This window comes from Idiomarina sp. 017G (genome assembly GCF_004362265.1).
In the GTDB taxonomy this organism is placed as follows: domain Bacteria; phylum Pseudomonadota; class Gammaproteobacteria; order Enterobacterales; family Alteromonadaceae; genus Idiomarina; species Idiomarina loihiensis.
On sequence record NZ_SNWT01000002.1, the window covers coordinates 1 to 13,053 of the forward strand.

The window sequence follows — 13,053 nt, forward strand, 5'->3', positions numbered from 1 at the left end:
CACCACCTGAATCCATTCCGAACTCAGAAGTGAAACACACCAGCGCCGATGGTAGTGTGGGGTCTCCCCATGCGAGAGTAGGTCACCGCCAGACTACAAATAAATAACCCCAGCCCAATCGGCTGGGGTTTTTTATTTCTGGTGTGGACCTACGACGAGAGTAGGGTGAAGCGGGTCCCTGGTAAAGCCAAGCATTTGGCTTTACCCCGCTGAACAGGTTGAGCTCTTCGAAACCTTGTCCAGACTACAAATAAAACAGCCCTCAGCTCACGCTGGGGGCTTTTTTTATGTCTGCTGGGTAGCCTGACGTTCACGTCAGGTGAGCTCTCTGAGGCTTTACTCCTTTACCACCTCACCTGATGCAAGAGCATCAGGCTACTATAACGTTTGCTTATACCTAATTGCTTTACAGACTGAACCAAACTGCCAATTTACTGCTATATTCACTGTAATAATTATAGGGAGAGCAGTATGAAACGTTTCAATGCTATTACGCTTGCTTTGGCGAGCTCATTTTTCATTACGCCAGTTGCGTCAGCGCAACAAGATTCTGCGCAAGACGTAGAAGAAGTGATTCAGGTTGTAGGTTCCCGATTATCGATGAGAACGGCAACAGACGGCGCTGCACCAGTGGACATCATTAGTGGAGAGGACTTAGCCGCGACAGGTATTACTGAAACCGCTAAAGCTCTTCAGTACGCGGTACCTAGCTTTAATTTTCCATCATCATCGGTTACAGACGGCACAGATGCAGTTCGTCCGGCTTCTTTAAGAGGCCTGTCTCCGGATCACACATTAGTACTCATTAACGGTAAAAGACGTCACAAGTCAGCCTTAGTTCATTTAAGCGGAACAACAGGAAGAGGCAGTTCAAACGTGGATTTGAATGCTATTCCTATGGCGGCAATAAAACGTATTGAAGTCTTGCGGGACGGCGCCGCGGCTTTATACGGTTCAGATGCTATCGCTGGTGTTATCAATATCGTTTTGAAAGACAATGCCAGTGGCGGCAATGCCAGTATACAAGGTGGCCAAACCTATAAAGGTGATGGCGAGCAATGGAAACTTTCTGCCAGCTCCGGGTTTGCTATTGGAAACGACGGTGCACTAACTCTGTCTGGCGAGTTGCATCATAAAAACAGAACCAATCGTGCTGGCCCCGATCCGCGCCAACAGTATCCAGAACTACCAAATGGCGATCCCGATCCAAGAGAAGAGACCTTTGACAGACAGAGTTTTCATGTTGGTGACGCAGAATACGAAAATGCTTCGTTGTTTGCGAACATGGACATCGCTATAGGTGAAGGCAATTTTTATGCGTTCGGTGGGATCAGTGATCGCACTTCTGAATCAGGTGCGTTTTATCGTCGGGCTCTTCAAAGTAATACATTAACTGAATTGTATCCGGACGGCTTTTTACCTATTTTAGCCCCTGACGTTAATGATCACTCAATTTATGCTGGCTACGAATGGTTAGTCGGCGAATGGACGTTAGATTTTAGCGGTGGCTATGGCTTCAGTAAGTTTCAGTATAACGTTGAGAACTCATTAAATGCGTCTTTAGGCCCGGAACTTACACCAACTTCATTTGATGCAGGTACGCTGGAAAACAGTGAATCCAATGTTACCTTAGACGCCCAACGCTTTATCCCATTTGCGAATAACTCAGAAATTTCCCTGGCTATGGGTATTAGTTACCGCGAAAACTCTTATGAAGTTATTGCCGGTGAAGAAGCTTCTTACATTAATGGTGGCTACGAAGATAGACCCGGTGGCAGTCAGGGCTTCACTGGATTTTCTCCTGATTCGGAAGTAGATGAGTCGCGCGATAATGTGGGTGTTTATGTTGAAGCAGAAAACCAGCTCACAACCGACTTTATGTGGGGCGCTGCGGTTCGATATGAAGATTACTCAGACTTTGGCAATAACACCAGTTGGAAGCTTTCCGGTCGTTATGATTTAACCGACAGAGTTGCGGTACGTGGTGCCATTAATACAGGTTTCAGAGCACCTAGCGTACAACAATTGTACTTTAGCAATATCTCTACCCTGTTTGTTGATCGCGGCAACGGGCTGGAGCCTGAACAGTCAGGAACCTTTAATAATATTAGCCCGGTAACTCAGGCTCTGGGTATTGGTGCTCTTCAACCGGAAGAATCTGAAAGCGTTAGCCTGGGTATGGTCTGGAATGGTTATGATGGTCTGGCAATCACCATTGACGCATTTCAAATCGAAATTGAGGATCGGATAATTTTATCCGGCGATGTTGCCCCTGGTGATTCTCCGGCTGTGGAAGAAGCGCTTGCCGGTACAGCGGCGGAAAACGCGCGGTTTTTTCTTAATGCTGTTGATACGACAACCAAAGGGCTAGATATTGTAGCCAGTAAAACCTTCGGTATCGGCGACTACGGCGACCTTAAAGCGCAGTTAGCTTATGGTTATAATACTACGGACATTGACTCTATTAACCTGCCGCAATTATTAGATGGGCTGGACGATGTTCTGTTTGATAGTGATGAGCAAATACGTATGACGCGCTCCACACCTGATCATTCAGGGTCAATTGGTTTAACCCATACTAAGGGCAAATGGACCAGTAATGTCCAGTTCAGTTATTTTGGTAACTATGCCATTGGTTACAGCAGTGGAACCGAGACATACGGTCCTAACTGGATAACAGACGTCACCGTTAATTATCAGTGGAACGATGCTCTGGCTGTGAGAGTGGGAGCGCAGAACCTGTTCAACGAGTATCCTGACGAGCGCTCAGAAGGAAATCAGTTTAATGGTATTTTTAAGTACCCATTAACTAACTCGCCTATCGGCTTCAATGGTGGCTATTTCTACTCGGAAGTTGAATATAAATTTTAATTGTCTCCGAGAGCTAATATTAGTAAAAACCGCCATTTATTGGCGGTTTTTTTATTTCAGGTTAAGGTTTTAAATTTTAACTAACTGAAATATATAAGATAAATAGTTGGCATGGTAGTTGTAATCAAAAGACTAAGTATAGTTAAATTGCTCACTATTGGAGTTATTGTCATGTCGAATCGCAGCTTTGGTTGGTTATTAGTTTTATCTGTTATTGGCCTGTTCTTTTTCGCTGAAGAGATATTTTCAGTTTTCGGAATGGCTCTTGGCTCGGTGATTGAGTTGTCGGTTACTTTATTGATCAGTTTATTTTTTGTCGGTCTGGTATTTTTTGTGGTGGTTACGGTATTCGGTAGCGTGCTCTTAGGCGCTGGTGCAGCATTTATTGCGCTAATACTCAGTGGAATAGGTTTCTTTTGGCCGCTGATTCTTTGTGTTCTGGTTCTTTACTTTATATTTCGCAAACCAAAGGTTTCTAGAACGGGTTAATCACGTGTAATATAAAGCCTAAGTTAAATCCAATAAGGCTTAGGCTATGTTTAAAACAATAATTGCTGTATTGAGTTTGTTACCGGTTATAGTCGCCGCCGAGACATTAAAAATTGACGATGCCTGGGCTCGTGCGACTATCCCGGGAACCGAAAATGGCGCGGCTTATGCCACACTTGAAAACCTGAAAGATACCCCTGTCGAAATTACCCGCATTAGCTCAGACGTTAGTAAAGTAGCCGAAGTACATCGACACACAATGTCTGGCGATGTAATGAAAATGGAAGAGGTTAAATCGCTGTCTATTGCTCCGGGTGAAACAATTAAGTTTCAACCAGGAGGGTATCACTTTATGTTGTTTGGCTTGAAATCTCCGCTTGAAGCCAAAGAAAGCTTTTCTCTGACCTTACATTTTCAGTCAGGCTCCAAACAAACCGTTCAATTTCTAGTTAAAAAATAGAGAACTCGACATCTAATAGGAAAAGTTATGTATAAAAAGACATTAGCGTTAGCCGTTGTATTAGCGGTTGCTCCTGCCAGTGCGCTGGCTGATACAGTTTTTGGTGTTTATGCCGGTGGACAATTCTGGGATGCCGACAGTGAAGGCGAGTATGCTTTTGCTTCTAACGTAATAGAACCTAATTTCGAGAATGAAAGTCAAAGCAGTTACTACATCGCATTAGAGCACCCGGTTCCATTTATCCCAAATATTAAAGTACGGGAAAATAGTTTGGAAGTTACCAGCGATTACGGAAAAAATGACTTTAGTCATAGAGATTACATTTTTTACTACGAAATTTTCGATAATGATTTAGTTTCATTTGATGTTGGCGTCAATGCTATGGATTTCGACGGCAGTTTGTGGGTGCTAGGCAGCGATACTATTGGCCGCCAGGACTTTTCCGTTGTTGTGCCTACAGCCTATGTAGCAGCGCGAGTTGGAATACCAGCTACCGACTGGACCTTCTTTGCTGATGCCAGTGCGCTTAGCGCGAAAGACAGTAAAGTTCAGGATGCGCAAATTGGCATCGAATATCGTTTAGTTGATAACTTAGCTGTCGATGTAAGCCTTAATGCAGGTTATCGCCATTCGGTGATAGAGCTTGATGATGTCGATGATATTTATTCAGATGTGACCTTTAAAGGCCCGTTTGTTGGAGTCGAAGTTCACTTTTAATCGATTAATTAGACTATTCAAAGCTTGCAGGTCGTTCAGCATATAAGCTAAATTGTTATATGTTTGTAATTTCTTATAGATGGATGGCCTCAACGCATGGTCAGTAGTCAAGATGAACCGCTGTTTCTTCACGACGACGATGAAGTTACTCCGGCAGAGTACAGTAAAGGTTTCTGGAAAATTCTGATTGTTGATGATGATCAGGAAATTCATGCGGTCACTAAAATGGCGCTTGCTGATGTTATTATAAGTGGCCGCCAGCTAGAGTTCTTCCATGCTTATAGTGGCAGTGAAGCGCTTGATCGCCTGACTGAACATGACGACATCGCCATGGTATTGCTTGATGTTGTAATGGAAACCGATGACGCCGGTTTAAAAGTGGCTCAGGCCATTAGGGAGCAGTTAGGCAATGACGAGATTCGGATTGTGCTGCGAACAGGGCAACCGGGTTATGCTCCCGAAGAGAGTGTTGTAAAAAATTATGATATTAACGACTACAAGACAAAAACAGAACTTACAAGAAGCCGTCTTTTAACCACTGTATTTTCTGCTGTCCGCTCGTATCAGCAACTTTGCACCATTAATGAAAATCGTCGGGGTTTGCGTAAAATCATTCACTCGGCTTCCAACTTAATGGAAAAACATTCCATTGTTAACTTTTCTGAAGGTGTAGTCACACAAATTGCTTCTTTGCTTGGCTTACGCGCTGAAGGGATTGTTGGTGCCAGAGCGCCTCATAAAAACAATGATATTCTGGTACTAGGAGCTGCCGGGCACTTCGCCGATAGTATTAATAAGAGTTTATCCACTCTTAACTCTGAAGAAATAGAAAAAAATGTCATAAAATGCCTGAGTGAACAGCGCCATATTCATACAGACACCGCGACGGTCTTCTTTATTGATGGCCAGGCGCATCAGGCGGCTGCCTACATAGAAACCCAAAATGCTGTAGCTGGGTATGATCAGGAGTTGCTGGAAGTCTTTTTAGCCAATATTGCGGTTGGCTTCGAGAATGCAAATTTATTCGAAGAACTGCGGACTGCAGCGTACCTTGACCCTTTAACTGGCATTCCTAATCGAGCCGAGTTTACACGGTGTCTTCAAGCTCTGTCTGAAAAGTCGGATAAGGATAAAATGATCGCTGTCATCGACATCGACCACTTTTCTGATGTTAACGATGGATTAGGGCAGGATGTGGGTAACTTACTGTTGCGAGCTGTGGCTCTGCGTCTCACGGACCAACTTGGCGATAAAGTCTTTGTTTCGCGGATTTCTGCCGACGTATTCGGCGTTTACGGTCCTGCGAATATTGTCACGCCTAATGCTTTCAGTGAGCTTTTTGCCTTACCTTTTAGAGCCGGGGAACATTACATACCATTGCGGGTAACTTGTGGCTTTGCCTCAGCCACAAACCCTGAGAGTGTTAATGGCAAAGGATTGCTGAAGCAAGTTTATATCGCTCTAAAAAATGCTAAAAATAACTCTTTTGACCGTTATAACTATTATGAGCCGTCGATGGAACAAGACACTCAACGACGGCTTCATCTGGTTCGTAGGTTGCGCGCTGATTTTGCCAATAGAAAACTGCAGGTTTGGTATCAGCCTCAAGTTGAGCTGAAAACAAAAAAAGTTGTAGGTGTAGAAGCACTTCTGCGCTGGCCTCAAAGCGACGGTTCTTTTATTTCTCCTGCAGAGTTCATTCCTTTGGCTGAATACTCCGGGCTGATTGTAGAAATAGGCCCCTGGGTTATTGAAGAAGCCTGTCGTCAAATTAATGCCTTTGATGAAATTGGTCTTCCCCAGCTTCGGGTGGCGGTAAATGTTTCAGTACCACAATTTCGAAAGCGTGACTTTCCTGAGCTGGTAGAAAAGCAAATAGAACAATGGGGAATCGATCCGACGCGAATTGAGCTGGAAATTACAGAAAGTATTGTGATGGAAGACCCTGATCTGGTTGCTGACATTTTAAGGCGTTTGAAGCAGCAAGGAATTCAGGTGGCAATTGATGATTTTGGTGTCGGCTTTTCATCACTCAGTTACTTACAAAAGCTGCCCTTAGATCGAATTAAAATAGACAAAACCTTCGTGAATAATTCAGATGAGAAGAGCGGCAAGATCATCATAGAGACTATTGTCGACATGGCTCGTCGTTTAGGTTTAAAAGTGCTGGCTGAAGGTATCGAGGAGCAGTCGCAACTGGACTACTTTTTAGGGTTGGACTGCACCGAGGGGCAAGGTTTTTTCTTTGCTAAACCAATGCCCGCTGACCAGTTAATTTGCTTGTTACAAAAGCAAATGAGTTATTCTTAGTTATAGACTTCTACGCTATCGGCTTTCATCTGATAGCCTACAACCGCAAGGTCACCTTCTTTGCGTTCTACCTTAATGGTGCCTTCTATCCAAACAGCATCATAAGTGTTTTCGTAGGGAACACCTTCCGGGTATTCAACGTGAATAATTTGGTTTGGCGGTGGTGGCGGAACGTGGATGCACGCACCAAAATAAGGAACCAGTAAAAATTCAGTGACGTTATCAGCGTTCCCTTCCAGTTGCACAACGTAGCCAGGAATCCGCACTTTTTTGCCGTCCAGAGATTCAACTACAGGCGCGTCAAGGCTAACCTGCTTGTCTTCGTCCGGGTTGGCATCATAATATGACTGAGGCTTGACCGGAGGCGGAGTAAATCCTTCAGGGATGAGATCCTTCCAGCCAATTTTTTCAGCAGCCGCGAATGCGGGAAGGGTTAGCATTAAGAGTGCAACCGCAAATAACTTCTTCATATTTTCACCGTAAGTCCGTCTGCAAGAGATTGGCGATACGCACGCCATGCGGGAATTAAACTTAACATAAAGCCTGCACCAATCACGAGTACTATGCGCCACCACTCACTAATGCTGGGCCATGAGCTGGTGAAGATTAACCCTGTCTGCGACTGGATAACGCCGGCCAACGACCATTGCAGGCCATATAGCAAGAGTAAGCCAGAGAAAGCGCCGACCACGGTAAGTAGCAGGGCTTCACTAAGTAATAAGCCGAATATTGTTCCCGGACCTGCGCCCACGGCTCTTAAGACCGCCATTTCGCGACGGCGTTCCCTTAAACTGGCAAGCATAATTGTCAGCATACCCAGCAGACCAATCAGCACCACCATAGCCGAGATGGCGGTTAACGCCTGCTCGAAAACTCTTAAGGTTTTCCATAGCTCCTGCAGCGTCATTCCCGGTAGCAGAGCGGTTAAAGGCTCTTTGTCATAGGTGTTGATTTGACGTTGTAGGCGCAAAGCCAGAGGCTTGGCCTTTAAGCCAAGTAATGCGGCACTGATGCTTTCAGCCGGGGCTTCGCCATGATGCTCGTGCTCGTCGGCATGAGCATCGTTATGTTCGTGTTCATGGTTGTGGTTATGTTCTTCGTCGTGCCCGGCCCCACCGCTGTGAATCATCTCGAGGCTGTGCAAGGTTACCAGCACCGCTTGATCAACCGGGGTTCCTGTCCGCTGCAGAACACCAGTAACCGTCAATGGGTGCTCATCGTGTTCGCTAAAGCTAATGCCGCCACTGCCGTGGGCAATAATGATATCGTCACCAATGGCTTTTGACAGCTTCTCTGCCGCATCAGCTCCTAATACAACGTCTTCATTTGAGGCAAAAGGCTGGCCTTGTGAAAACTCTAAAGGTTGCTTATCAGCATATTTAAAATGCTCGAAATACGCATTGGTTGTCGCTACAACTGGCAATCCCTGGACACTGTCACCCAGCGAAATTGGCACGGCCCAACTGACTTCAGGACGGCTACTAATATCGGCAAAGCTTTCCCAGCTCATATTGTTGGTCATGCTGCCAATATGAAATACCGAAGACAGCAACAACTGTGTCTGTCCGGTTCTGGCGCCAATAATTAAGTCAGTACCAGAAACTGTATTGGCAAAATGACTTTGTACCTGGTCACGGACACGCTCCACTGCCAGTAATAAGGTAACGCTGACAGCAATCGCCATAACAGTTAAAAGCACACTCGCGCGTCGGTTCAATAGGCTTTTTATAGCAAGGCGGATCATGATTTAGCCCCCGCCCGATTAAGTTCGTTAAGCTCGACGTGTTTATCAAAATAAGAAGACAAAGCGGCGTCATGAGTCACAAAAATAACCGTGGTGTTATTTTGGCTACTCAGCTCGAGTAATAATTGAATAAAGGTATCCCGGTGCTCAGCATCCAGCGCCGAGGTTGGTTCATCCGCTATCAGCAGTTTAGGTGCTCCCAGTAAGGCTCTGGCAGCTGCTATCCGTTGTTGCTGACCAACGCTGAGGGTATGAGCCTGTTGCTGAATTTGTTCTGAGGATAAACCTAAGCGTTTGAGCATTTCCAGCGCAGTCGCTTCTGCCGATGTTCCCTGCTCTGCTAAACGTTGTCTGCGCTTTTTCGAGAACTGACAGGCGAGTAAAGTGTTGTCTAAGGCGGATAAATAGGGCAGCAAATTAAATTGCTGAAATATATAGCCAATATTGTCAGCACGATAATGGTCTCGTTGTCTGCCGGACAGACTGGAGAATGCAGTATCAAACAGGTCTAACCGGCCTTGTTCCGGTGTATTAATGCCGGCCAACAGCGATAGTAATGTTGATTTACCGCTACCGCTGGGGCCGCGCAGCAGCACCGTTTCACCCTGTTTTACCTGCCAGGCAGGAATATCCAGGGTTGGTTTTTGTCCCGCCCAGGAAAAACTCAGTTTTTCTAGATTGACGGCATTCATCACGTCGGTGCTGCTTACCACTTTATATTAAGACTTTTTCGCACGTTCAAAAGAAGACACAATTTCTTCTTTTGCTGCAGCGGCATCACCCCAACCGTCAACTTTAACCCACTTACCTTTTTCCAGCTCTTTGTAACGCTCGAAGAAGTGAGTGATTTGTGCTTTTAACAACTCAGGCAGGTCATCAACGTCATTGATGTGATCGTACTCTTTAGTCAGCTTACTGACCGGAACCGCGATAACTTTCGCATCTTCACCTGACTCGTCAGTCATTTTTAACACGCCAACCGGGCGGCATTTAATAACAGAGCCAGCTTGCAGCGGATACGGAGTCGGGACGAGTACGTCAACCGGGTCACCATCCAGAGACAGTGTCTGGTTAACAAAACCGTAGTTAGCCGGATAAAACATAGCGGTTGCCATAAAACGGTCAACCCACAATGTACCGGTGTCTTTATCAACTTCGTATTTAATCGGATCGGCGTTTGCCGGAATCTCGATGATGACGTTAACTTCTTCTGGCATGTTTGCGCCAGCCGTTACGTTTCCTAAGCTCATAGTACTTCCTGCTGTAGTAATAAAATAATAAAAGGTACTGCGCGATTATAGCGGCTCGGGCTACTCACGCAATAGCCGCGCACTATCGACATCAGTCTAATAAGGTTTTGGATGTTGCTTATGGTAATCCATACACACATCTACCTCATTGGCAGATCCCATAACCACCGAGACGCGCTGGTGAATATGCTCGGGTACAATTTCCATTAAACGGCTGTAACCGTCAGTGGCTTTCCCGCCGGCTTTTTCCACCAGCATAGCCATAGGCGCAGCTTCGTATAAAAGACGCAGCTTAAAGGGTTTTTCCGGCTTACGAGCATCCCAGGGGTAAGTGAATAAACCACCACGCGAAATAACCCGATGCACATCAGAGACCATCGCGGCATTCCAGCGCATATTAAAGTTCTTGCCGCGCGGACCTTCTTCGCCTTCCAGCAAGTCGCTAATGTAAGCGCGGATTGGGTCAGCCCAGTGACGACGGTTCGACATATTAATGGCAAACTCTTTGGTATCTTTCGGGATTTCCGCTTTCTCGTGGGTCAATAAGAATTCACCAACGGTCTGATCCAGAGTGTAAATGCGCACCGCTTTACCGGTCGTCATAACCAGCATAGTTGCAGGACCATACAAAACATAACCGGCAGCAACCTGAGCTTTACCTGGTTGCAGGAACATGTTCTCGCTGGTCTCTTCGCCTTCAGGCTTACGCAGAATAGAGAAAATAGTACCCACACCACCGTTTATGTCGATGTTAGAGCTACCGTCCAGTGGGTCAAATGCCACCAGGTAATGGCCTGAATTCGGGCTCTCAACAATGGAATCTTCTTCTTCAGAAGCAACAGCATGGACGTTAGGTGACTCAAGCAACAGAGTTTTTAACAGCTGATTGGCGACAACATCGAGCTTCTTTTGCGTTTCGCCCTGAATGTTTTCGTCCAGAGTTGAGCCTAATACACCGGCTAATGCGCCCTGATGCAGACGGAAAGAAATTTCCTTGGCTGCAATTTGAATGGTGTTAATAACAGAGATAAGCGATTCACTGGTTTGATCCGCTCTCAGTGTTGGTAATAAACGTTTCATGAAAGTTCCTGCAGCTCTGGTTATTGGGTGCTAACAAATGTTTGTTCAGAGAGCGCAAATGATACCTTATTTTTTGGTAAAAATCCTGCTTGTCAGTGAGTACGGTGGTACACTTTCGGTATTTTTAAAGCGAACGGATTTAGAGAGCACATGCACATTCATATTGTTGGGATTTGCGGAACTTTTATGGGAGGCGTGGCCGCCATTGCACAGCAACTGGGCCATCGGGTGACCGGGTCTGATGCTAAGGTCTATCCGCCCATGAGCACGCAACTGGAAAATCTCGGTATTGAATTGATGCAGGGCTACTCGCATAACAATTTAAAGCCACGCCCCGACATAGTGATTATCGGTAACGCGTTAAGCCGTGGTAACGACGAAGTTGAAGCTGTTTTACGCGAGCGCATTCCCTATGTGTCCGGCGCGCAATGGCTGCACGACAACGTATTAACCCAGCGCTGGGTATTGGCGGTTGCCGGAACTCACGGCAAAACCACCACCGCGAGTATGCTGGCCTGGATCTTAGAAGACAACGGATTCGCCCCCGGTTTTATGATTGGTGGCGTACCGGGGAACTTTCCGGTCAGTGCACGTTTAACCGATTCGAACTTCTTTGTGATTGAAGCCGATGAGTACGATACGGCGTTTTTTGATAAACGATCCAAGTTTGTTCATTATGCACCAGATACGTTAATTCTGAATAATCTGGAATTTGATCATGCAGACATCTTCCCTGATTTAGCAGCTATCCAACGACAGTTTGCGCATTTGCTGCGGGTTGTTCCCGACACCGGTCAGGTGATTCTACCCGCGGGCGATAAAGCACTGGATGAAGTTCTGGAGCAAGGCTGCTGGAGCCCAGTGGTGCGTATGGGTGAGCAGGGCGACTGGCAGGCTAAATTGCTTAAAGCTGACGGTACGGAGTTCGAAGTGCATTATCAGGGCAAATGTATTGCGCAGGTTCGCTGGAACGTATTGGGTACTCATAACGTTAATAATGCCATGATGGCCATTATCGCCGCCGCTCATGTTGGCATAAAAGCTGAGCAGAGTGCGCAGGCGTTAAACCGTTTTAGAAGTCCCAAACGACGTATGGAGTTACTGGGCGAGCACCGCGGCGTAAAAGTCTTTGATGATTTTGCTCACCACCCAAGCGCGATTAAGACAACCGTATCCGGTTTGCGGCAGCATCAGCCTGACAGTCGCATTATTGCGGTACTTGAACCGCGCTCAAATACCATGAAAATGGGCGTCCACAGCGACACCTTGGTTCAGTCATTAGAATACGCAGACAATGTATTCGTATTGCAGCCCGAAGGGCTACAATGGCAATTGGCCGAAAAAATGCCCAAGGCGCATGTGTTTGAGTCGACCGACGACTTGCTGGCAGGGTTGCTAGCCGAAGTCAGAGCAGGAGACGCCGTACTTATTATGAGTAATGGCAGCTTTGATGGTTTGCACCAGCGCTTTCTTAAAGCCTTGCAATAACTGGATGACACAGGAACCGTTCAATGAAAACCGACAATAGAATTACTGTTGCGATAACCGGTGCCTCGGGTGCCCCTTACGCGCTGCGTTTGTTACAATGTTTGCTTGATCAGGATCAACAGGTGCTGTTGCTCATTTCCAGTGCTGCCCGGGTCGTACTGGCAACGGAGCAGGACATGCAAATTCCGGCTGCTCCTGACAAAGCTGCGGCAATGCTGTGTGAACACTTTTCGGTTGGTGCTGAGCAACTCAAAGTTTACGGCAAAGAAGAATGGTTTTCGCCGGTGGCTTCGGGTTCAGCGGCGCCCGCGAAAATGGTGGTGTGCCCTTGTTCAACCAGTACCTTGTCGTCAATTGCGCATGGCAGTAGTAATACGTTGATCGAGCGCGCCGCCGATGTCGTATTGAAGGAGCGCGGCCAATTGATATTGGTTCCGAGAGAATCTCCGCTTTCGACAATCCACTTACAGAACATGCTGCAACTCAGTCAGCAGGGCGTAACGATAATGCCGGCAGCGCCGGGCTTCTATCATCAACCAGAAAGCATTGATGATTTAATCGATTTTATGGTGGCCAGAATGTTGGATCATCTTGGCCTTGAGCAGCGTTTAGTCAGCCGCTGGGGCTATGGAAAGGAGTCATAA

Annotated in this window: 12 protein-coding genes and 1 rRNA gene; 8 read left to right on the top strand and 5 right to left on the bottom strand. The window is 46.4% G+C overall.

Going from position 1 to position 13,053, the window contains the following annotated elements:
* The 6 genes from rrf to DEU30_RS05170 form a co-directional block, all read left to right on the top strand.
* Positions 1-94, top strand: a 5S ribosomal RNA gene (gene rrf, locus DEU30_RS05145); the annotation flags it as partial.
* Positions 95-471: 377 nt separating this feature from the next.
* The gene (locus tag DEU30_RS05150; RefSeq protein WP_114981642.1) at positions 472-2,871 is read left to right on the top strand and encodes a TonB-dependent receptor; all 2,400 of its coding nucleotides are present in this window, start codon (positions 472-474) and stop codon (positions 2,869-2,871) included.
* A gap of 171 nt (positions 2,872-3,042) precedes the next feature.
* Positions 3,043-3,360: a hypothetical protein gene (locus tag DEU30_RS05155; RefSeq protein ID WP_011235497.1), complete on the top strand. Its 318-nt coding sequence runs from the start codon at positions 3,043-3,045 to the stop codon at positions 3,358-3,360.
* A 46-nt stretch (positions 3,361-3,406) separates the two neighbouring features.
* Positions 3,407-3,820 (top strand): copper chaperone PCu(A)C, encoded by a 414-nt coding sequence (locus DEU30_RS05160; RefSeq protein ID WP_114981643.1) that lies wholly within the window; start codon positions 3,407-3,409, stop codon positions 3,818-3,820.
* 27 nt (positions 3,821-3,847) lie between these two features.
* A complete protein-coding gene (locus tag DEU30_RS05165; protein ID WP_011235495.1) occupies positions 3,848-4,537 on the top strand; it encodes a TIGR04219 family outer membrane beta-barrel protein in 690 nt (229 codons plus the stop codon).
* Positions 4,538-4,633: 96 nt separating this feature from the next.
* Entirely contained in the window at positions 4,634-6,847 is a 2,214-nt protein-coding gene (locus tag DEU30_RS05170; RefSeq protein WP_114981644.1) for an EAL domain-containing protein, read from the top strand.
* On the opposite strand, the gene DEU30_RS05175 is transcribed toward DEU30_RS05170, so the two are convergent.
* The 5 genes from DEU30_RS05175 to DEU30_RS05195 all read right to left on the bottom strand — a co-directional run bounded on the left by DEU30_RS05175 (position 6,844) and on the right by DEU30_RS05195 (position 10,921).
* A complete protein-coding gene (locus tag DEU30_RS05175; protein ID WP_011235493.1) occupies positions 6,844-7,317 on the bottom strand; it encodes a DUF3299 domain-containing protein in 474 nt (157 codons plus the stop codon). The genes DEU30_RS05170 and DEU30_RS05175 overlap by 4 nt on opposite strands.
* On the bottom strand, positions 7,314-8,591 hold the full coding sequence (locus DEU30_RS05180; protein WP_110014296.1) for an ABC transporter permease: 1,278 nt from the start codon (positions 8,589-8,591) through the stop codon (positions 7,314-7,316). The genes DEU30_RS05175 and DEU30_RS05180 overlap by 4 nt, the downstream gene beginning before the upstream one ends.
* Positions 8,588-9,283, bottom strand: coding sequence for an ABC transporter ATP-binding protein (locus tag DEU30_RS05185; RefSeq protein WP_110014324.1), 696 nt, complete (start codon positions 9,281-9,283; stop codon positions 8,588-8,590). The genes DEU30_RS05180 and DEU30_RS05185 overlap by 4 nt, the downstream gene beginning before the upstream one ends.
* Positions 9,284-9,310: 27 nt before the next feature.
* On the bottom strand, positions 9,311-9,841 hold the full coding sequence (gene ppa, locus DEU30_RS05190) for an inorganic diphosphatase (protein ID WP_011235490.1): 531 nt from the start codon (positions 9,839-9,841) through the stop codon (positions 9,311-9,313).
* Between the two features lie 96 nt (positions 9,842-9,937).
* Complete coding sequence (locus DEU30_RS05195; protein ID WP_011235489.1) at positions 9,938-10,921, bottom strand: class 1 fructose-bisphosphatase; 984 nt, start codon at positions 10,919-10,921, stop codon at positions 9,938-9,940.
* 150 nt (positions 10,922-11,071) lie between these two features.
* Between DEU30_RS05195 and mpl the strand changes: the two genes are divergently transcribed.
* Entirely contained in the window at positions 11,072-12,409 is a 1,338-nt protein-coding gene (gene mpl, locus DEU30_RS05200; RefSeq protein ID WP_114981645.1) for a UDP-N-acetylmuramate:L-alanyl-gamma-D-glutamyl-meso-diaminopimelate ligase, read from the top strand.
* Positions 12,410-12,432: 23 nt separating this feature from the next.
* Positions 12,433-13,053: a flavin prenyltransferase UbiX gene (locus tag DEU30_RS05205; RefSeq protein WP_114981646.1), complete on the top strand. Its 621-nt coding sequence runs from the start codon at positions 12,433-12,435 to the stop codon at positions 13,051-13,053.